Annotated in this window: 1 protein-coding gene; it reads left to right on the top strand. The window is 71.8% G+C overall.

The genetic code is table 11. From position 1 onward, the window contains the following. Window positions 1-524 (top strand): aminotransferase class III-fold pyridoxal phosphate-dependent enzyme (locus tag ACXJKJ_RS32135; protein WP_457395803.1); only part of this gene is annotated, 524 nt, incomplete at both ends.

Raw genomic sequence — 524 nt, 5'->3', positions numbered from 1 at the left:
GGACAGCGGATGGAGATCGCCGAGCGCGACTGCGTGCTGCACAGCTGGTCGGTCCAGTCCGACTGGGACGCGCCGACTGTCGTCGGTGGACGCGGTGCGCGCCTGCATCTGGCCGACGGCCGCGAGATCCTCGACCTCAGCAGCCTCGCCGAGTGCAGCAACCTGGGGCACCAGCATCCGCGCCTGGTCGAGGCGATCCGCGCGCAAGCCGAACGTCTGTGCTTCGTCACCAATGCGTGGGGAGCGGAGCCGCGCGCGCAACTGGCGCAGGCGTTGCTGGAGCGGTCGGGGTTCGCGGGCGGGCGGGTGTACTTCACCCTCGGCGGCGCCGATGCCAACGAGAACGCGGTGAAGATCGCGCGCCAGGCGTCGCGCCGGCCGCGCGGCGCGGTGATCGCGCGCGACCGCTCGTACCACGGTGCCAGCCATATGGCGATGGCGCTGTCCGGCGACAGCCGCACCCGCGACCAGGTGGATCCGGCGACGTTCAACATCCACCACGTGCCACCGCCGTACGCCTACCG

This window comes from Roseateles sp. P5_E1 (genome assembly GCF_054049335.1).
This window is presented reverse-complemented; position numbering and strand designations above follow the sequence as displayed.